The organism is Brevibacillus sp. NSP2.1 (assembly GCF_000470975.2).
Taxonomy (GTDB): Bacteria; Bacillota; Bacilli; order Brevibacillales; family Brevibacillaceae; genus Brevibacillus; species Brevibacillus agri.
In genome coordinates, this window is sequence record NZ_CP048274.1 from 4,008,910 (window position 1) to 4,029,128 (window position 20,219).

The 20,219-nt window shown below is 56.6% G+C and carries 16 protein-coding genes; 6 read left to right on the forward strand and 10 right to left on the reverse strand.

Features of this window, described 5'->3' with window-relative positions:
• Positions 1–20 precede the first annotated feature (20 nt).
• The 7 genes from M655_RS19425 to M655_RS19455 all read right to left on the reverse strand — a co-directional run bounded on the left by M655_RS19425 (position 21) and on the right by M655_RS19455 (position 7,739).
• Positions 21–788: an electron transfer flavoprotein subunit beta/FixA family protein gene (locus tag M655_RS19425; RefSeq protein WP_005829229.1), complete on the reverse strand. Its 768-nt coding sequence runs from the start codon at positions 786–788 to the stop codon at positions 21–23.
• 54 nt (positions 789–842) lie between these two features.
• A complete protein-coding gene (locus M655_RS19430) occupies positions 843–1,616 on the reverse strand; it encodes an enoyl-CoA hydratase (protein WP_025844132.1) in 774 nt (257 codons plus the stop codon).
• A gap of 116 nt (positions 1,617–1,732) precedes the next feature.
• Positions 1,733–2,323, reverse strand: coding sequence for a fatty acid metabolism transcriptional regulator FadR (fadR, locus tag M655_RS19435; protein ID WP_025844133.1), 591 nt, complete (start codon positions 2,321–2,323; stop codon positions 1,733–1,735).
• 205 nt (positions 2,324–2,528) lie between these two features.
• Entirely contained in the window at positions 2,529–4,229 is a 1,701-nt protein-coding gene (locus M655_RS19440) for an AMP-binding protein (protein WP_025844134.1), read from the reverse strand.
• A 213-nt stretch (positions 4,230–4,442) separates the two neighbouring features.
• Positions 4,443–5,438 (reverse strand): LCP family protein, encoded by a 996-nt coding sequence (locus M655_RS19445; protein WP_005829236.1) that lies wholly within the window; start codon positions 5,436–5,438, stop codon positions 4,443–4,445.
• Positions 5,439–5,577: 139 nt separating this feature from the next.
• Positions 5,578–6,753, reverse strand: a complete 1,176-nt coding sequence (locus M655_RS19450; RefSeq protein WP_005829238.1) for a thiolase family protein — start codon at positions 6,751–6,753, stop codon at positions 5,578–5,580.
• Positions 6,754–6,791: 38 nt separating this feature from the next.
• Positions 6,792–7,739 (reverse strand): 50S ribosomal protein L11 methyltransferase, encoded by a 948-nt coding sequence (locus M655_RS19455; RefSeq protein WP_005829239.1) that lies wholly within the window; start codon positions 7,737–7,739, stop codon positions 6,792–6,794.
• A 463-nt stretch (positions 7,740–8,202) separates the two neighbouring features.
• On the opposite strand from M655_RS19455, the gene csaB reads away from it, so the two are divergent.
• Entirely contained in the window at positions 8,203–9,300 is a 1,098-nt protein-coding gene (csaB, locus tag M655_RS19460; protein ID WP_005829241.1) for a polysaccharide pyruvyl transferase CsaB, read from the forward strand.
• A gap of 27 nt (positions 9,301–9,327) precedes the next feature.
• Positions 9,328–10,185 (forward strand): class I SAM-dependent methyltransferase, encoded by an 858-nt coding sequence (locus M655_RS19465; RefSeq protein ID WP_005829242.1) that lies wholly within the window; start codon positions 9,328–9,330, stop codon positions 10,183–10,185.
• A 41-nt stretch (positions 10,186–10,226) separates the two neighbouring features.
• Here the strand turns inward: M655_RS19465 and M655_RS19470 are convergent, their stop codons facing one another.
• Positions 10,227–11,864 (reverse strand): polysaccharide biosynthesis protein, encoded by a 1,638-nt coding sequence (locus M655_RS19470; RefSeq protein WP_005829244.1) that lies wholly within the window; start codon positions 11,862–11,864, stop codon positions 10,227–10,229.
• A 187-nt stretch (positions 11,865–12,051) separates the two neighbouring features.
• Between M655_RS19470 and M655_RS19475 the strand changes: the two genes are divergently transcribed.
• Positions 12,052–13,428, forward strand: a complete 1,377-nt coding sequence (locus tag M655_RS19475) for a phenylacetate--CoA ligase family protein (protein ID WP_026557762.1) — start codon at positions 12,052–12,054, stop codon at positions 13,426–13,428.
• On the opposite strand, the gene murJ is transcribed toward M655_RS19475, so the two are convergent.
• Positions 13,403–14,929, reverse strand: a complete 1,527-nt coding sequence (gene murJ, locus M655_RS19480; protein ID WP_005829246.1) for a murein biosynthesis integral membrane protein MurJ — start codon at positions 14,927–14,929, stop codon at positions 13,403–13,405. The two genes, M655_RS19475 and murJ, sit on opposite strands and share 26 nt — an antisense overlap.
• Positions 14,930–15,183: 254 nt before the next feature.
• Between murJ and M655_RS19485 the strand changes: the two genes are divergently transcribed.
• Genes M655_RS19485 through M655_RS19495 form a run of 3 tightly spaced genes read left to right on the forward strand, consistent with a single transcriptional unit; the run spans position 15,184 to position 18,890 of the window.
• A complete protein-coding gene (locus M655_RS19485; RefSeq protein ID WP_026557761.1) occupies positions 15,184–16,446 on the forward strand; it encodes an O-antigen ligase family protein in 1,263 nt (420 codons plus the stop codon).
• A gap of 4 nt (positions 16,447–16,450) precedes the next feature.
• On the forward strand, positions 16,451–18,079 hold the full coding sequence (locus M655_RS19490) for a DMT family transporter (RefSeq protein ID WP_005829249.1): 1,629 nt from the start codon (positions 16,451–16,453) through the stop codon (positions 18,077–18,079).
• On the forward strand, positions 18,072–18,890 hold the full coding sequence (locus M655_RS19495; RefSeq protein WP_007776647.1) for a hypothetical protein: 819 nt from the start codon (positions 18,072–18,074) through the stop codon (positions 18,888–18,890). The genes M655_RS19490 and M655_RS19495 overlap by 8 nt, the downstream gene beginning before the upstream one ends.
• Positions 18,891–18,992: 102 nt before the next feature.
• Here the strand turns inward: M655_RS19495 and M655_RS19500 are convergent, their stop codons facing one another.
• Positions 18,993–20,150 (reverse strand): MFS transporter, encoded by a 1,158-nt coding sequence (locus M655_RS19500; RefSeq protein ID WP_007776646.1) that lies wholly within the window; start codon positions 20,148–20,150, stop codon positions 18,993–18,995.
• Positions 20,151–20,219: the final 69 nt, after the last annotated feature.

Sequence of the window (20,219 nt, forward strand, 5' to 3'; positions counted from 1 at the left end):
GGATATCCTCTCCCTCTCGCTTAGATCACTTTCGCTTCATTGCGCAACAGTTGCACCAATTCCGACGTCTGGGCTGCCAAATCGCCAGTGAGAATGCGGCCCGCCTGCTTTTTCGCTGGCAAGGTCTGGTCGACGATCTCGGTTTTTGCCTTCACTGCTTCGGCAGTCAGGCCCAAATCGTCTGCGCTGAGTCGCTCCAGCGGCTTTTTCTTCGCTTTCATGATTCCGGGGAGAGAAGGATAGCGCGGCTCGTTCAGCCCTTGCTGTGCGGTAATCAGCACCGGCAGGCTTGTTTCCACGACTTCCAGATCGCCTTCCACGTCGCGCTCTACGCGAACAGTGGTGCCGTCTACTTCCAGCTTCACAGCGGTGGATACGTGGTTGATGCCCAGCTCTTCTGCAAGACGCGGGCCGCCCTGGCCTGCGCCGGAGTCTACCGCCATCTGTCCACCGATGATGATGTCAAACCCGACTTTTTTCGCAACCGCAGCAAGCACTTTTGCCGTTGTGTATTCGTCGCCAAACAAAGACTCGTCATCCACGAGCACAGCTTTGTCCGCTCCCATCGCGAGCGCAGTGCGCAAAGAGCTTTCCACGCGGTCCGGCCCTACGCTTACCACTGTCACTTCGCCGCCGTGCTCCTCCTTGAGCTTGATCGCTTCTTCTACCGCGTACTCATCGTATGGATTGATGATGAACTCCACGCCATCCTCGGAAATTTGCCCGTTTTGGATGACGATTTTTTCTTCTGTGTCAAACGTCTGCTTCAACACAACCACGATATTCATCAGGATGCCTCCTCCTTAATGGTTCCTCGTACTGGTGATGCTGCAATCATCGGGTTACTTGTCTGTAAACTGCGGCGCGCGCTTTTCCAAAAACGCTGCCACGCCTTCCTTCATATCTTCAGACGCAAATGCCTCGCCGAATTTTTTCGCTTCCTGCTCCAGTCCTTCCGTCGAGCCAAGCTGCACGGTGTTGTGGACAGACTCCAGGGCGAGCCTGAGCGTGACAGAGCTTTTTTGGGTGATGGCGTAGGCCAGCTTCTTCGCTTCCGCGAGCAACTGTTCGGCTGGATATACCGCTTCCACGAGTCCGATGCGCAAAGCTTCCTCGCCGCCGATCATCTCAGAGGTGAGAATCAGTTGGGTCGCTTTTCCTCTGCCGACCAGTCGCGGCAAGCGCTGCGTTCCGCCGTAGCCAGGGATGAGTCCCAGATTCAGCTCCGGCAGTCCCAGCTTCGCTTCGACTGCGGCAAAGCGTATATGGCAAGCCATCGCAAGCTCCAGTCCGCCACCCAGGCAAGCGCCGTTAATGGCTGCGATAATGGGCTTCGGGAATGTCTCCAGTCGGTCGAACAACGCTTGGCCTCTCCTCGCCATCGCTTCCGCTTCAGCAGGGGCCAATTGGGTAAATTCCTTGATATCGGCTCCCGCAATGAAAAACCGGCCTTCTCCAGTCAAGACAATCGCTTTGACTTCCGCGTTGTTTTCCAACTGGTTCAAAAGTTCACTCAATTCATCGAGCACCGCTCTACCCAGTGCGTTAGCGGGCGGGTTGCTGATCGTCACGACAGCGACGCGATCAGCGATCTCTACATTCCAATGCGAATCCATGCCTCTCCCCCCAAACTAATCCCTATGAACAAACAGGCTATTTATCCTTCTGAGCGAACGCTCAGTCTTGCTGTTTCCATTGTAACAAACGTTTTCGCACAAAAAAAGCTTTTCTTTCATTCTTTTCCCTTCATACCGAACAGGAAGAGGTTATGAATGGAATCAACATGAGAGACAAGATCGTACTTGCACTGCTTCATGACCCAAGATGTCGTCACTTCATCCAGCGTGCCAAAAATCATTTTCCTCGTCATCCTGACGTCCAGATCCGGCCGGAACACCGCTTGCTCTATCCCTTCCCGGATGATTTCTTCGATCAGGTTGAAATATTGCTTCATCACGTTGCCGATGCCTTCGCTGATGACCGGATTGGCCTGGCGCAGCTCAATCTGCGTAACTTTTGCCAAATCGTGGTCTTTGGCCAACTGGCTCAAGTGGGCATGCACGAGGACGTACAATTTTTGCTCGATGGATGTCGCTTCGAAAATCCGTTTGCGGTTTTCGTCCACGAACTGACCCATCTTCTCGTTGAACAACGAAATCAGGATATCATCCTTGTTTTCAAAATAGAGGTATATGGTGCCGTCTGCTACCTTCGCCTCTTTTGCAATCTTGGATACCTGGGCGCTGTAATAGCCTTGTCTGGCGATTACCCGTACAGCAGCATCAATAATGGCTTGATACTTTTCCCCCGTTTTTTTTGCCATAATAACCTCCATCTTTACTCGCAATGATGATAAGACAATTTCCGAAATGAATGATTATTCATTCATAAAATCAGTTTAATACAGGAACCCGGCGCTGTCAATTGCCCGGCGTGAACATGAATGACGGCGACAGCCTGTCCCGTGCAAGCTCACAAAAATGGCCGCTTCCTCAAAGGGACGCGAGCCGAACGGCAGCATCTGTGCGTCAGCTTGTTTTGATCTCGTCCTGTGCTTCCTGGCGAGCTTTGTCTTCTTCCTGCAACTGCCTGCGCAGCACTTTGCCCACCATCGTCTTGGGCAGTTCTGTGCGAAACTCGTACTTTCGCGGAATTTTGTAGGCGGCGAGCTTCTTGCGGCAATGCGCTTCGAGTTCTTCCTCGCTCGCCTGCTTGCCGTCCTTGAAGACGATGAACGCCTTTACCGTCTCGCCGCGATACGGGTCCGGAACGCCGATGACAGCCGCCTCCTGGATGGACGGATGCTCGAACAGCACTTCCTCCACCTCGCGCGGATAAATGTTGAAGCCTCCTGCGATTATCATGTCCTTTTTGCGGTCGACGATGTAGAAGTAGCCGTTTTCGTCCATGTACCCTACGTCACCCGTCAGCAGCCAGCCATCCTTCAAGACCGCGGCTGTCTCCTCCGGGCGGTTCCAGTAGCCGAGCATGACCTGCGGCCCTTTGACCGCCAGCTCGCCGACCTCGCCCTGCGGCAGCTCTTCTCCTGTGACCGTGTCGAGGATGCGACAGTCCGTATCCGGCCAAGGCATGCCGATGCTGCCGGTAATGCTTTTTTCCCAGATCGGGTTGGAGTGGGTCACTGGCGATGCTTCCGTCAGGCCGTAGCCTTCCACGAGCTTGCCTCCTGTCAGTTCCTCGAACTTGACCTTGACCTCGACGGGAAGCGGCGCCGAACCGCTGACACACGCCTCGATCGAAGACAGGTCGTGGTTTTTCAGGTCGGGGTGATTAATCAGGGCGATGTACATCGTCGGCGCGCCGGGGAACAAGGTCGGCTTGCGCTTGTCGATCATCTCGAAAATTTGTTTGACCTCGAACTTCGGCACGAGGATGATTTCTGCGGCAATGCAAATGCCTTTGTTCATCACTGTCGTCATGCCGTAGACGTGAAAGAGCGGAAGCACGCCCAAAATTCGCTCGCCGCCTCTGCGCAGCTTGTAGAGGACAGCCTGGCACTGCATCGCATTGGCGATCAGATTGGCATGCGTCAGCATGACGCCTTTGGCTACCCCTGTCGTGCCGCCCGTGTACTGGAGCAGGGCGATGTCCTGTTCCGGGTCGACTGGCACATGGACAGGGGTGACAGCGCTTTCTTTTACGGCGGAAAGAAAAGGCTCAACATCTGCGCTGTATGTAACCTGCGGAGTTTGCCCCTGTTTTTTCTGGACCAGCGGATACAGCCATTTTTTCAATAAGGGAAGAAAATCGCCAACACTTGTCACAAAAATACGTTTGAGTGGTGTGGACGAGCGGACTTGCGCTACGCGCTTGTACAGCAAATCCAGCGTGATGATCGTCTCTGCGCCGGAGTCTTCCAGTTGGTGAATCAGCTCGCGCTCCGTGTAGAGCGGGTTCGTCATCACTACGATCGCGCCTGCAAACAGCGCGCCGTAATAGCTGATGACGGCTTGCGGGGTATTCGGCAGCATGATCGCCACACGGTCGCCTTTTTGCACGCCCCGTTTGACCAGCGCGTTGGCAAATCGGTAAGACAGTTCCAAAAGCTCCCGGTACGAAATCGTCTTGCCCATGAAGTAAATCGCGTTGTTGTCCGGGTACGATGCAGCCGACTGCACGAGAAATTGCGTCAGCGGAATACGGGGGTAATCCAGTGACGGTGCAGTTTCGGACGGGTAATTGGCAATCCAAGGCTTGGCATTTGACATAGTCATTCCCTCCATCCCTTCAATGGCCTTGCCCCTCCCCTATGATCGTCATTCATAATCTCTTCCTTATTGCTATTGTATTCGAAAGATAGTTAATTTTCCAATTAAAAACGTTTTTGGATAAGAAAACGTGGCTTCGCCAAATAGATTGGCGAAGCCTTCGTCGTCCCGTTCAAGCGGAGTATGTCTGTTTTCAGCGCCTTCCCTCGTTCGTCACGGCTGCAGCGCCGCGAGCACCTGCTGGCGAACCCGCTCGCGCTCCGCTGTCGGCACGAGATGATACCAGCCTACGATGCCGTTGTGCCAGATGCGCTCGTCCTGCCCGACCAGCGTATCGGTCTTGATTTTGTTCCGCGTCCCGTCGCCGTAGCTCAACAGCAGCGAAGCGATTTCCTGATCGGTCAGATCGGTTTTGACGTGCTGGCCCAAAATCTCCATCAGCTTGAACGCCTTCGTGTACATTTGCGCCGAAGTGCCCTTTTGCGCCAGGGCGGCCAAAATCTCCTGCTGGCGGTTGATCCGCTGGTAGTCGCTGTCTTCTTTGCCCAGATCGCTTTTGCGGTAGCGCGCGTAACCCAGCGCCTGTTCGCCGGACAGCACCTGCAAGCCTGGCATCAGGTCAATGTACGTGTCGTCGCTCGGGTCGCTGTACTTCATCCGCTTTTTGACGTCGATCGAGACGCCGCCCAACTCGTCGACGATTTTGCGGAAGCCTTCGAAGTCCACAGAGACGTAGCGGTCGATCTTGATATCGAGAAATGTTTCCAGCGTCTCCTTGACCAGCTTCGGTCCGCCAAAAGCCATCGCATGATTCACTTTGTCATGGCCTTTGCCGGGCAGCTCCATGTAGCTGTCCCGCGGAATCGAGATGAGGTAGGCGGACTGCTTCGCGGGATGAACGGCGGCGAGCATCAGCGTGTCAGACCGCGCTTTTTCCCCGTCCCGGCTGTCCACACCGAGCAGCATGACGACGAACGGCTTCAACGGCTCGCTGCCCGTCAACAGGTCGCGCGGCGGCGGCAAAGTGGCAGCCGCCTGCTTGGCCCCGCCTTTTGCCTGTCCGTCGAGGGGCGCGTACCATTTTTCCGTCATCTGCTTATATTGATAGGCACTGTAGCCGATCGCAACGAGCGCTCCGGCCAGCAGGCAGGAAAACAGGTGAAACGCGATCTGTTTTTTGTATTGCTTCAAAAATGAAAAAAATGCCATAAAAAAAGCCTCCCCCTTTGCAAGCACAGCCGCTGCCTTTTTCTACTGCTTCAAGAGGCAGGGCTTGCTTCCATTTTTAACAGGGGAGACTTGATTTAAACGTGCTTCGTGCGCGCGGCAACAGAAAACGCTTTTGCTGCTACGCCCGCTCGACGACCATCGCCATGCCCATGCCGCCGCCAACACACAGTGTCGCCAATCCGCGCTTGAGCTGGCGGCGCTTCAGTTCGTGCAGCAAGGTCACGACGATCCGGCATCCGGTGGAGCCGACAGGATGGCCGAGCGAGATTCCGCTGCCGTTTACGTTGGTGATCTCGCGCGGCAGCTCGAGCAGCTTTTCGACAGCGAGGTATTGGGCGGCGAACGCCTCGTTCACCTCGATCAGCTCCATGTCGGCCAGCGTCATGCCCGCCTTCGCCAACGCCTTTTTCACAGCGGGCACCGGGCCGTAGCCCATCAGGTCCGGCTCTACTCCGGCTGTCGCCCACGAGACGATTCTGCCGAGCGACTCGATACCAAGCTCCTTCGCTTTGGCTTCCCGCATCAGCACGACAGCGGAAGCTCCATCGTTCAGCCCGGAAGCGTTGCCCGCCGTCACGGTGCCATCCTCGCGAAAGCCTGGCTTCAGCTTGGCGAGGCTCTCCATCGTCACGCCGCGTCTCGGGAACTCGTCTTCCGTGACGACGACCTCTCCGGTGCGTTTTTTGATCGGCACGCCGATGATTTCCTCCGCAAACAGCCCATTGTCGATTGCCCGGATCGCGTTGTGCTGGCTGCGCATGGCGATTTCGTCCTGCTCCTCGCGGCTGATGTTGTACAAGTCGGCCAGACGCTCGGCTGTCTCGCCCATCAAAATCTGGTGATGCGGGTCCGTCAAAAGCTCCCACATCGCATCAGTCATTTCCCCGTGCATGAGCCTGCGGCCCCATCTGGCGTTTTTCAACACGTAAGGAGCGTTGCTCATGCTCTCTGTGCCCCCTGCGATCACCACTTCGTTTTCGCCGAGCAAAATTTGCGACGCGCCGCTGGCAATCGCCTGCATCCCGGACGCGCACTGACGCTGCACAGTAAAGCCCGTCACTTCCTTGCCCAGCCCCGCGTCAATAGCCGCGACTCTGGCGATGTTCGGTTCATCTGTGCGCTGGATGCAGTTGCCCAAAATAACCTCGTCGATCTGTGATGCTTCCAGGCCCGCTCTCGCCATGACGCCGCGAATGGCCACCTCCGCCAGCTTGCGAGCGCTTACATCTTTTAAGACACCGCCAAACGTACCGATTGGCGTACGTCCGGCAGCAGCAATGACGACATGCTCCATTTCTTTCCCCTCCACTGTCATGATTGTTTTTTATGTTCTCACACAGTAGTTACAAAATGGTTCACAGCCGTATTCTTCATCAACACCGTCACCCACTCGTCCGAATGGCGCTCGGTTTCCTTCTGAAAGCCCGCCTCCTCGAATGCCGCGAGCACGGCCTCCCGATTCCAGTCTACGATCCCGGAGAGAATAATTTGCCCGCCCGGTGCGATTCGTTCGCGAATCAGCGGAAGCATGGAGACGTTCTCGTCCCCTCCGATGTTGACCAAAATCAGATCAGCCTGCGGCGGGAGCTGGGCCGCGACCTCTGCGTCGGAAGCGTCGCCGATCACGACGCGAACCGCGTCCTCTGGCAGCTCGTTGTTCGCCGCGTTGACTTGCACCTGATACTCGCTCTCCGGGTTGATATCAACGGCCCAGACCGGATGCTGCGCACCGTTGCGCGCACTGAACAGGGAGAGGATGCCCGAGCCTGTCCCGATGTCGAAAACGACTTTGCCCGTCAGATCCATCTCTTGCAATAGCAAAAGAATATCCTGCGTCGTCCCGTGATAGCCGGTGCCAAACGCCGCCCCCGGATCAATCCACAGCACATGCTCGGCGTCGGCCAGCAACTGCGGGTCCGTCCAGCTAGGCGCCACCCACCAGTTGCCGACCCGCACCTCGCGAAACTCGTCCTTCCACGACTCGTTTTCTTCGGCTACCTGCTCGACTTCCTTGACCTGCACCTGGCCGTTCCAGCGGGAAATGTACGCCTGAAGCCGCGCGACATGCTCCTCTTCGCTATCCTGCTTCGGCTCAAACAAGTACGCCACGACAGGCCCTTCCGTATTTTCCGCGTAATCATAGCCGTTTTCCGTCGTCAAAATTTCGATCTGCGGCTCGACCCAGCCGAGCGTGTACGGGCTGCCCAACACTTCCGCCACAAATAAATCCTCTGTCATTTGCTCTACCAACAAGGTGTATTTCAACCACATGCTTTCCATGATGAATCTTGCTCCTTCCAGGTTGCTTTCGCCACATGGCAGTTGACTTGCCCGTTCCCGGCAACGCCGTACCGCTATTGCATCTGCTGTTGGCAAGTTTGCTAGGGAACATGGTATGATAGTAGAATGGACTATTTTACTGCAGGGAGGCTTGCCATGTTTGACGAATTTTTTTACCGACGCCGGAAAAACAAAGGATTGCTCGTCGTGATGATTGCCTTGATCCTGCTCGGCATCGGCATGTTTGCGATGGGGTTCTTTTATCTGTTCGCGTAAGGCGCCCATCCCGATTGTTCGCGCGCGCTTTCATTATACCCTATGAAAACCAGCTAGCCCAAGGTCTATCGCGAAAAGCCGGGACGCCAAGTTTTGTACCGGGGTCGCTTTACTTCCTCTTGTTTACTCGATTATACTTGAGAATGTATTTTTCCTGTACGTTTGATATAGAAAGAAGGTTCACTCCATGTCGCGAATTCTCATCTCCGGGTACTACGGCTTTAACAATGCCGGAGACGATGTGGTCCTGTACGGCATCATCAGCTCTCTTACGCGGGAACAACCAAATATCTCTCTCGCCGTTCTGTCCAATCAACCTGATCGGACTGCGGAATTGTTCGGGATTGAAGCTTATGACCGCTGGAGCTTTGGAACCATCGTCCGTGAGCTTTCGCGCAGCGACATGCTAGTGATGGGCGGCGGAACGCTGATGCAGGACGTGACCAGTCCGCGCAGTGTTCTCTACTATTTGGGCATCGTCACCATCGCCAAGCTTCTCCGCAAGCCCGTGGTCTTTTACGCTCAAGGGTTTGGCCCTATTCTCAAATCACTCAGCCGCCAGGTCATCAAACGCGTAGTGAACCGGGTTGATGTCATTACCGTGCGAGACTATGAATCGGGAGAAGACTTCAAGGCGTGCGGCGTCAAAAAAGCGCCGATCCATGTCACAGCAGATCCTGCCCTGACGATCTCCCCTGACGATATACCGGATGCGCGCGGAAAAGAACTGCTTCAAGGCATGTTCGCCGACCCTGCCAAGCCTTTGGTAGCGATCTCCGTGCGGGACTGGAAGCAGGAACAGGCGTTCAAGCGGACCATCGCCAAAGCGGCGGACTGGTTTGTCTTGCGCGGCTGGAATGTCCTGTTTCTCCCGATGCACGTTCCCAGCGATTTGGCGCCATCCAAAGAAATCATGGCACAGATGACCCAGACAGGAGCACGTCTACTCGATGCGCCCGTTACTTTTCACGATATCATGTCTGTTTTGAAACAGTGCGACTACGTCGTCGGCATGCGCCTGCACTCGCTCATTCTCGCCTGCATGCTGCGCATTCCGTTTATCGGCATCTCCTACGATCCGAAAATCGACCGCTTTGTCGAGCGCGCCGGGATGCCGAATGCAGGCCACATCACGAAGCTGGACGAGACTCAGCTTCTCGCGCTGCTGGCCGAGAAAATCGACAAGCTCGACGCCGAGATTGAGGTCGTGACCGCGCATTCCCGCACGCTTGCGGTAGAAGCGGCCAAAAGCAGCGAGCTGGTGCTTCAGGCGCTGCGAAAATAAGGCTTTACAGGAAAGGAGGACGCGCTTATGTCCTTTTCTTCGCAAGTATTGCTCGGATTAAACCGGCTTTTCCCGCTCCCCGTTCACCCGTTCAACCTGGCGAACAACGGGGAGATGAGCTATACCGAATGGCAGTTTCAAAAAGGGGACCAGACGATTCAGTTTTTCCTCCCCTTCCACTCCCAAGAGCAAATGTTCAGCGACAAAACGGTGCTGGACATCGGCTGTGGCGGCGGCGGCAAAACATGTTACTACGCCACCTTCGGCCCGAAAAAGATGATCGGGATTGACATCGTTCCGCACTACGCCGAGGAAGGCAATGCCTTTGCCCGGGAAAAGGGGCTCGCTGACGTCGTTTCCTTCATGACAGGCGACGCTGCCCGCACGGATTTTGCCGACAACACGTTTGACACGATCATCATGAACGACGCGATGGAGCACGTGGGCGAGCCGGAAAAGACGCTGGAAGAGTGCTTCCGCATCTTAAAGCCCGGCGGACACTTGTACATCAACTTCCCGCCGTACTATCACCCGTACGGTGCGCATTTGTCGGACGCGATCGGCATTCCGTGGGTGCACGCCCTCTTTTCCGAACAGGCGCTGATCGACGCCTACAAAAAGCTGGTGCGCGATTTGCCGGACGGTTCTGACCGCATCTCGTTCCGCTTTGACAAACGGCCAGATGGCAGCGAGACGATCTCCTACATCAACCGGATGACGATCAAGCGTTTCCGCAACATTCAAAAAGGCGTGAAGCATCCTGCCGTCTACGAGCGCGAGATTCCGCTGCGCAACCAGCTTAAGGGCTTGGCAAACGTGCCTGGCTTCCGCGAGTTTTTCGTCAAAATGGTCGTCTGCGTGTATCAAAAATCCCCTTCCTCCTGATGTGGAGAAAGGGGATTTTCTTTTGCCCAGCCAAACTTGCGTTATTGCGCCTTCGACGACGCCTGTTTCTTGCGGATGAGGTTGATAAAGGCGCGCAGCTTGGCCCCGCCAGGCAGCCAGTCCAGCTCCTTGTCCTCGATCAGCGGGATCAACAGCAGCAGGCCCAAATAGACGACCAGTCCCACGCCTACGCCCGTAACCGTTTCGATGGCGCCAAGCAGGCGAACTTTTTCCTTGCCCGCGAGCAGCAGGCCAACGGCTTCGGTCGCGCCCCATGCGAGCAGCAGCATCAGGTTGGCGACGAGCAGCGGATAAATCGTATCAAAGCGCCAGTGGATCGGCACCTGCACGAGCTTGCTGATGACCCGCATGTTGAGAATGCAGACAAACGCGGTCGCGCACAGCCACGACAAGGACAGCCCGTCCATGCCGAACATGGAGGTGAACACGAGTGTCGTTGCGACCTTGACGATCACGCCGTACAAGAGATGGCGCGCAGGAATTTTCTCTTTGCCGATCCCTTGCAAAATGCCGTTGGTCGCAAGTAGCAGCGAGAGCGGAATCGCGCTGATGCCCAGAATCGCCATCGCCCGCGTCCCTTCCATGTCGCCGTAGAGCGCCAGGTTGGCCCCTTCGGCTACGGCTGTCAGTCCAAGCCCAGCCGGCAGGCCGATCAGCCAGGCGAAGCGCAGAGACAGCTTGGTCAAGGTCGTGACGCGCTCCTGGTCTTTTTGCCGCTTGGCTTCCGCAATCGCAGGAACGATCGAGAGCGCAATGGAGGAGCCGAACAAACTCGCCATTTGCAAAAGCGGGCCGCCCCGGCTGTAAATGCCGAACCACGTATCCGCCGTCAAGCCGTCTACATTCCATATGTAGCGGAAAATATTGATCGCCAGAAACGAATCGGTCAAGCTGAAAATCGGAATGACGAGCGCGCTGACGCAGATCGGCCAGGCGATTCGCCACATGGAGCCGAAAAACGCGCGATCGTACCACCAGTCAAGACGTCCCCACTTTGCGTGTGCAAACACGGAGTTTTTCCGGTTGTGCAGCCACATGAGCAGCGCGAGAAAGCCGAGGCTGAGCAGCGTGCTAATCATCGTCCCGAAGTTGACGCCCGTAATGACCGTATCGGTGTCCTCTCCCAGCCTGACCAGGTAGAGCGAAGCGACCAGAATGAAAATCACCCGCAACGTCTGCTCCACGATCTGCGACAGACCGACGTACAGCATTTTTTGATGGCCGTAAAAGAAGCCGCGAATGACGGCAATCAGCGGCACGAACAGCAAGGACAGCGAAATGGCCCGGATCGGCTCGATCAGATGCGGGTTGCCCATCAGCTTGGCAATCAGCGGCGAGCTGACGTACAAAATCGCGAACAGTACAATCCCGATCCCGCCCATCATCACCATGCTCCGCGCCAAAATCTGCCCGACAGAGCCTTGCTTGCCCTCGGCGAGCGCCTCGGCAATGACCCGCGACAGCGCGACTGGCACACCTGCCGTCGCCAAAATGAGGAAAGTCAGGTAGAGCGGGTACACCTCCTGATAGAGTCCAAGACCGTTGTCCCCGACGATCTCCTGCAGAGGGATGCGGTAAAACATCCCGATTACTTTTGACAAAATTCCCGCGATGGCCAGAATCAGCGCCCCTGCGAGAAAGTGACTTTTTTTCAACATGGGTAACTCCTTTTTGCGTCGCTTTGACTTGGGGGCTGGCTATCGCCATGAACCCACCCTCTATCCTACTATCATTTCCTCCTTCCAGCAAACAGGTATATCGATGGAATTTGGCTGGAATACTGGTGAAAAACAGATTCCATTGACTTCTTCGAATCGTCTGATGGGAAGCGTAGGAGGAATAAGGATGGCCCTAACGGGTTTTTTGATTCGCCAAGTACAGTGGCCCTTGATGGAGGTACTGAAGGAAAACCGCACGCGCCCGTACATGCGAAAGCTGCAAGCCGCCCAGCATTTGTCCAGGGAGGTGCTGGCAAGCCGCCAGCGCGAAAAGCTGCAAAGGCTGCTCGATCACGCTGTCCGGCACGTGCCGGCCTACGCCGACTACACTGAGGTCTGGAGCGAGTATCGGGAAGCGCCGGAACGCTTTTTGCAAAAGCTTGCGCCCCTCGACAAGATGCGTTTTCGGCGCAATCCCGACGCGTACTTGAGCAGCGGGATTCGCACCGACAAGCTGATCCAAAACCGCACGGGCGGCTCTACCGGGGAGCCGACCCGCTTCTACCTCGACCGTCCGGCTGTCGAACATTACGAGGCGGCACGCTGGCTGGGCCTCTCCTGGCACGGCATCCAGATCGGCGACCCGTGTGTCATGCTCTGGGGCTCGCCGCTGGAGCTTAACCAGCAACAGGCCAGGCAATATCGCTGGAAGGAGCGCTGGCTGAAAAACCGCTTGCTGCTCTCCGCCTACGAATTGGACGAACGCCGTCTGGATACGCAATTGAAGCTCATCAGACGGTTCCGCCCCGCCTATTTGTACGGCTACGCCTCGGCTCTGTACACGCTCGCGCAAATGATGCTGCAAAGAGGCACGACGCTCGGCATCCCGCTCAAAGCGGTCGTCTCCACGGCGGAGAGCTTGCACGAGCATCAGCGCCAGGCGATTGCAGCCGCCTTCGCAGCGCCTGTCGTCAACGAGTACGGCGCGCGCGACGGCGGGATTATCGCCTACCAATGCCCTGCCGGAAACATGCACGCCTTTTCCGAAAACAGCTATTTGGAAGTGGTCGATCCGCTCACGCACATTCCCGTGTTTCCCGGTGTTCCCGGCGCCCTGCTCGTCACGGATTTGCACAACAAAGCGATGCCGCGCCTGCGCTATCAACTGGGCGATGTCGTCGCGCTCTCTGCGAAAACGTGCTCGTGCGACATTTCGTTTCCGCTGCTCGAAGCGATCGACGGCAGGGAGGACGACATGTTCATCTCCCAGCACGGGCAGTACGTGCACGGCCACTACTTCAACCACATCGTCCGCAACCTGGACAGCTTTCGCACCTTCCAGATCGTCCAGCACGAGCCGCAGCGGCTAAGCCTAAAACTCGTGAAGGAGCCGGACCGCTTTTTGCCCGCCGATGAAGCGAAGCTTTTGGCGGGAATCCGCTCCGCGCTGGGCGAAGTGAGCGTGCAGGTGTCATACGTCGACCACATCCCGCCTACCGGCTCGGGAAAAATTCGCTACGCGATCCGCGAATGTCCGCTTACGAGCGTCCTGCCGCCGGAGTAGAGCGCTTCCTGACCTTTTGCAACAGCTCGGAGACGAGCGGCTCGCGCAGGAGCGCCATCACGGCCACGTAGACTAATGCGCCGCCTGCAATGCCGATCGGCACATACAGCCAGACGGACAGAAGCGACAGCCACGGGTCGACGAGCACAATCGCCGCGCCCATGATCGCGCAGGCCAAAAGCGTCCTGGCTGCCGTTTTGAGAAAACTCGCCCGGACAGGGCTGCCTACCGCCCTCCAGAGCAGGACGAACAGCAAGAGCGCCTGACAGATGGCGGATACCGCATTCGCCAGCGCGATGCCGCCGTGTCCCAAGAGCGGGATCAACAGCCAGTTGGCCAGCACGTACACACCAATTCCGATCGCCCCGATAATGACGGGCGTCTTGGTGTTTTCCAGAGCGTAAAAAGCGCGGGTGAGCAAATCGCGCGCTGCCAGGAAGTACAGCCCCAGGCCGTAAAACGGCAACGCCCAGGCCGTCAAGGCAACCGAGTGCTCATCGAATGCGCCGCGCTCAAAGGCGAGCCGCACGACTGGCTCTGCGTACAGGGCAAGTCCGACCGTGACGGGGACGAGCAGGATGAACAGATAGGCAAGTCCTTTTTGCAGGATTTGCTTCATCTCGGCCATCTCTCCCCGTTTCACGTGGCTGGCCAACAGAGGGAACAGCGGCAGCGTAAACGCGCCGACAAAAATCGCCATCGGCATTTGCACGATCTGGTTCGCGTTGGCAAGCGCCGAGACGACTCCCGTTCCTACCCCTTCTGCGAAGCCTCTTTCCATAAAGGTCGTCGCTTGTGCCACAACAGCGCCGATCAAAATCGGGATGACGCGCTCCCCCATTCCTTTTAAGGAAGCGTCGTCACGCCAGGCGAGCGACAAGCGGTGCCGATAGCCAAAGCCGCGCAAGGTCGGCAGCATTACAAGCATCGCCGCCAAATAGCCGATGCTCGTCGCAATCGCTAGGCCCACCGCTCCGTACAGCGGCACGAGCACATACATGCCGGCGATCACGAGCGCTCCGTTTGCTACCGTCCCCAATGTCGGGGTAAAAAAATGCTGGTGCGCATTGCACAGGCTCGACCACAAGCCAGTCAGCCCGATGAAGACGGCGGAAGGCCACATCCATTGCAGCATCTCGGCGGTCAGCGCCAACTTTTCCCCGGACAGGCCGAACATCGCGGCAAGCTGGTGGGAAAAGACGATGCCCAGCACAGACAGCAGTGCGAATATTCCCAGAATGATCGCAAGCATTTTGTGATACAGCTCGCCAGTCGGCTCTTTTTTTTCAATCAGTCCGCGCATCGTCGGGATCAGCACCGCGTTGATCGCGCCGGGCACGACCAGAAACAGCGTCAGCGGAATCGTGGCGGCGATGTTGAACGCATCCGCCTCCATCCCTGTGCCGTACAGACTGGATACGTACACGCTGCGAAAAAAGCCCAGCAATCTTCCCACGAGAGTCAGCACGACAATCATGGAAGCAATCCTCAACAAACTCATGACCCAATTCTCCTATCTCTCGTTCAAAACTACGGTGTCCGTCGCATCGACAGCAATCGGGCACAGCCTGTTTCTTCGTTCGTAGCAAGATCGAGACGTCTGGTTCCCCAGCTTGTTCCGTCTCAAACACACCTGTTATCATATCTTATTTCTAGCGTTCCTACCAACCTCTTTCCGCCCCAGCTTGCTTGCAGGTTGCCGGATTCATTATAATGGGTAGGTTAATCCCTACCTGTAGGAGGACTACAAACAAAATGAGAGAAACCGTGTTGAAGTGGGGAAGCCAATCAACCACGTGGTTGTATCTGCTGTTGGCCTATCCGGTAACCGACTATGTCTTGCGAAAGATTCTACCGATTCCAGTCGTTTCGTCTTTTTGGGATGAAGCGTTGCTCATCATCCTGATGGTGTTTACGTTCGGCGCCTTTTTGCAAACGAACCGGACCATGCCTGGAATCAAGCATTTGCTCAGTGCGTTTTTCGTCCTCGGCCTCGCCCTGATGGTGACGGACATGGCCAACTGGGAGGCGAGCGTGGAGGGTTTTCGCTCCGTCTACCAGTACATCATCGCCTTTTTGATGGGCTTTTATTTGCTGAAGTCCGCCGATGATCTGGACAAGTTTATGAAAGGACTCGCCCTGATCGGCTTTTTGGCTGCCGTCGTCGGGGTGATGCAAGTCGTGCTCGGAGTCAAAACGCCCGAATCGTGGGTGCAGGAAGGCGAAGCGATCACGACACGCGCCTTTTCGTTCGTCACCAGCCCGAACGTGCTCGGAAGCTACATGGCCTTGATCGCGCCAGTGGCCGCCGGACTGTTCATGAAAGCGACCAGCCGCAAGGAAAAATGGGTGTGGGCGATCGTCACCCTGACGACGTTGCTCGCCCTGTTGTTGACCGGATCGCGCGGAGCCTGGTTTGCGCTGGCTTTCGCTCTGTTCGTCTGCTTTTACATATGGAACAAGCGGATCGCCGGGTATTTGGTGCTCGCGGGCATCATCGGGCTCGTGGCCCTGTTCTTCGTCCCGGAATCGGTTCCGATGGTAGGTACGGTGAAAAACCGCATTTTCACCCTGTTTACCCCTGAATACTTCGAATCGAGCAGCCAGGGCGGACGTGTAGGCCGCTGGGGTGAGGCGTATGACAAAATGCGCATCGAGCCGCTGTTTGGCGTCGGGCTCGGCCATCACGGGGGAGCCGTAGCGTCGAGGCATTTTGGCACGATCTACTCGGACAGCTACTTCTTCAAAAGTCTCGCCGAGTACGGCCTGATCGGGATTATCCTGCTGATCGGCCTGGTCGTCTCCATGCTCAAATACGGAGCCGGGCTTGTTTCCAAGCTGCAAGGCTCGCCGCACTTTTTCTCGGTGCTCGGACTGTTTGGCGGGTTGATTGCGGTCGCGACGCACAACCTCGTGGAAAATATTTTCGAGGTGCCGTTCATGGCCCTCTATTTCTGGCTGTTTGGCGGCTTCCTCTGCGCTCTGTACGTCGACCAAACACAAAACAAAAGGTGGTGAACCTATGCGCCGCAATCCTATTCTCTCTACGATAAGCTGGGCGCTGTACGCCATTGCCCTGTTTTTGATCTACCATTTGCTCGTCAAGCCCGCGTTTCTTGACTTGACGTGGATCGCTTTGCTGATTTTCCTGCCGTTGCTCGCTTTTTGCTACTACGTGATTCATCCGTCTGAACGGCGCCAGGTGCTCGTGTTTACGATCGGCTTTTTGCTGCTGGATCGCGCCCTGACCCGCGTGGACGTCAAAACGACAGCGGCTCTTTTGATCGGTGGCGCGGTTGCCATCATCGTCATTGCCCTGCTCGCCAAATGGTACGGCCGCCTGAACTGGCGCGCAGTCGGCTCGCTCGTGCTGATCGCCGTGCTGGCCAATGTCACATTCAACCGCTATACGCTGACGGCTTTGAGCCATTTTACCGTGCAGTACGAGTCCAGCCGGCTGTACAACGGCGACTGGGTGAACTACTTCCCGATGACGCTGTACGACGTCGACGGCGACGGCAAAATGGAGATCGTCACCTACGGCAACGCCGAGGAACTGCCGTTGCCCGAAAAGACAGAAAAGCCGGAGACAGAGGAAGAGAAACAGGCGTTGGCAGAAAAGCTGCGCCATTTGCAAGCGGAGCCGCTCACGCTCTACATCCTGACCTGGAAAGACGGACAAATGGTGCGGATGCCAAACGAGCAAATCCCGGCAGAAGCCATGACGCGAATCAAGGAAATGCTGCCGACCGACTACCCTGGCTTCCCGTATTACACCATGAAGGACGGGCAACTCGTACCGAACGTGCAGCGTCAGTCGTATTCCGAAGCGATGATGCAGGCGGGCACAACGGCTCACCGCGCCTTTGTGCTCGATCTGAACAACATCGCCAACATGCTGGAACAAAATCAGGGCAGCATGGATGTGCGCCAGGAGCTGGGCCGCAACTACAAAAACTTGCACATCACAAACGGCATGCTGACCGGTACGTATGACGGCAGACCATTTGGCGGCACTACAAAAGCCACCAAGCTGCTTTCGACGATGATGCTGCCGGATGGCCGCGAAGGTCTGATTGTCATTGGCGAGCATTTGAGTGTGCTGGCTGTCGAACCGGACGGCACGCTGACAGAAGCGTACCAGTTGACCCGCAAGCAGGCTGAGCTTGCAACAGGCGAGTTCATCCCTGCCGACATCGACCACGACAAAGTAGACGAGCTGCTCGTAGCAGGCCGCCCTTCGTACATTCTGAAGCCAAAGCCAGACGGTACCTGGGACATTCTCTGGGCGAGCAACGCTCACGACAAAAGCTTCCGCTTCTCCAACTTCGCCGCGGTTGGCAGCGACCAGACGCCGGAGATCATCGCCAAGGCGAGAAGCTGGGTCAGCACGACGGACGCGCCTTACTTGTCCGGCTACGACTACACGCCGGAGGGCCTGAAGCAAAACTGGCGCATTTACTTGCCGCTCATCAACGTCCAGATTGGAGACATCGACGGCGACAAGCAAAACGAAATCATCGCCTCCATGGAAAATACGCACCGCATTCTCGTGTTCAAACAGCACAGCATCCCTGTATTCTGGCTGACCATCGTTCTGTTCGCGGGACTGCTCGTTTACGGAGTCGTAAGGAGGGTTCGCCATGCGTAAACTGACAAAGGCATGGGCATTGCTCGCTGCCATCTGCACAGCCTCCCTGCTCGGCGGCTGCACGTATGAGTCCGGCACGAAGGCATTTGCCACCACCAACTTCGATACGCAGCCCGCGCCGCCGACTACGGCCCAAACCGAATCGGCTGCCGAATGGCTGAAAACCGCTCTGGAAAAAGGGAAAACGGCGGAAGAAGCACAGGCATTCTGGTACAGAGGCCACGTGCTTAACCGCATCCTCGCCCGGACGACGACCAGCATGTTCGACGGAGCCGTCCTCAACGACAAAGGGTACAACGTCGGCACGCGTATCGCCGCACAGCCTTATACGTACTATCGCATCGGCGACAAGCGCTACATCCGCACGAATGATTACTGGGTGACAGCCCCGGATGAGCCGCTCGAATTTGACGTGCTGAAAGGCTTCGAGGACTGGCTGCCGTTCATGGACCGGGCAGTGCAATTGCCGGATGAAAAAGTAATCGGCGTCGTCTGCGTGCCTTTCCAGGTGAAGATGACGGGCGCACAATGGCTAAAAGACAGCCAAAGCCCGCTGTTTGAACCGTTGAAAAAGCTGGTCGGCGACCGCCCTGACCTCGAATATATTTTGAAAGAATCGACAATCAAGGCGACGTTTTGGTACGGCAAGGAAGATCGCCTGATCCACCAGTACGAGACATGGATCATCTTGCCGCTGCCGGAGGCCGGAACGATGGACCAGCAGGTGAAGTTCAACCTGTACAAGTACGGCGACACAGGCGGCATCAACATCAAAGAGCCGGAAGAAGTGGAAAAATATTTGCTGTACTAGGGGCTGGCTTCGCTACAGCCGCTGGCAACAAAAAAGAGCCTGCTGCGAGTAAATTCGCGGCAGGCTCTTTTGTTTGCTGCGCTTCGTCAAGGCTTCGCTCTCTTACAGCCCGAGGCCGCCCGCTGCCTTGCCGGCTCTGGCCAGGATCAGGCTGTAGACGAAGGCGGCTGCCGAGCATATCCCCATCGCCCAGTAGAGCGCCGCCCCTCCGCCTTGCTGGAACAGCCAGCCGCCGACGAGCGAGCCAATGATGCCGGAAATGCCGAAAAACAACACGGCCAGCACTGTTTGCCCTGTCGCCTTCCACTCTTCCGGGATGATTTTGTACAAGTACTGAATCGTAGCTGTGTAAAACAGGACGAACGTGACGCCTTGCGTCAATTGCAAGTAAACGACCCACTCCGCCGAAGGGGCGATTGCACAGAGCACATAGCGGATCGCATACAGCGCGGAGGCGAGCATTATCAGCCTGAGTTCGCTCCAGCGGGCGAGCAGTCTGGCACTGATCGCGAAAAACGCGACCTCGCTCACCGCCGCCAAAAACCACGCTTGCCCGACATCCCCCGTCGTGCCGCCCAGGCTCTGCACATAGACGCCGAGGAAGCTGTCGTTCGTCCGGTGCGGAGTCGCCGCAATCAGCACGAGCAGAAAGAAGCGCTGCGTTTGCGGATAGAGGAAAAACTGCTTCAACTCCTGCCAGGACAACGACTTGCTGCTGGCAGGCGCATCCTGCATGACGAGCGCGCATGCGTAGGCAAACACGCCGTAGCCGACAAACAGCCAGACGAGCTGCCCCATCCCCAGCCGATCGAGCGTCCAGCCGATGAACAGCGACGCCGTCGCGTAGCCGACTGCGCCAAACGTGCGGATCGAGCCGAAGCTTGTGCCGTGCAGTTCGGCAATCCGGTAGTTGAGGCTCTCGGTCAACGGATCGGTCGGCAGCAGGAAAAAATACATCGCGCCGACCAGCAAAAACAGCGCGAAAAACGAAGCCGAGGTGAACAGCAGGACTCCTGCCGCGATGGACAGACCTAAGGTCAACAGGATGATCCGCCTGATCGTCTTGTAGCGGTCGCTCATCATCCCCCAAAACGGCTGGGACAATATGCCGATAAACGAACCTGCCCCGATCAGTACGCCGATTTGCGCCGGCGTGATGCCGCGATAAGTCAAATAGACGGGCAAAAACGAAATGAAAATGGACAACAGGGAAAAATAAAAGAAATTGTACGCCCGCAAGCTCAGTATGGCAGTATTCACGTTCCACCTCATCTTGTTTTGGCATAGAAAGATAGCCCCGCAGCCTTTTGCAAGGCCCGAGGCTCGGCA